At 65.1% G+C, this 235-nt stretch carries 1 pseudogene; it reads right to left on the bottom strand.

Annotation, left to right across the window (positions count from 1 at the left end):
* Nucleotides 1-48: 48 nt before the first annotated feature.
* Nucleotides 49-235: pseudogene (locus SB751_RS35415) on the bottom strand (HrpE/YscL family type III secretion apparatus protein); the annotation flags it as partial.

Raw genomic sequence — 235 nt, 5'->3', positions numbered from 1 at the left:
GCAGCGCCAGCTCCATCATTTCGGAGATGTAGTCGAACTGGCGCATCGCTATACCCGGCTTCCCAAGGTGCGCTGGAAGGCCTGGCGCAGCGCCTGGAGTTGTCCTTCCAGGCTGGCCTCGACCATGCCGATCTCGCTTTCGAGGATGCAGGCGCCGCGCGCCAGCCGGCCGTCGGCCAGGATGTCGAGATAGCCCACGCCAGGATAGGCGGCCAGCAGGTCGTTGATCTGTTCG

It is taken from the genome of Cupriavidus sp. SIMBA_020 (assembly GCF_046535395.1).
GTDB classification, from domain to species: domain Bacteria; phylum Pseudomonadota; class Gammaproteobacteria; order Burkholderiales; family Burkholderiaceae; genus Cupriavidus; species Cupriavidus campinensis.
The sequence above is the reverse complement of the archived record's forward strand: the minus strand, read 5'-3'. Positions and strand labels throughout refer to the sequence as shown.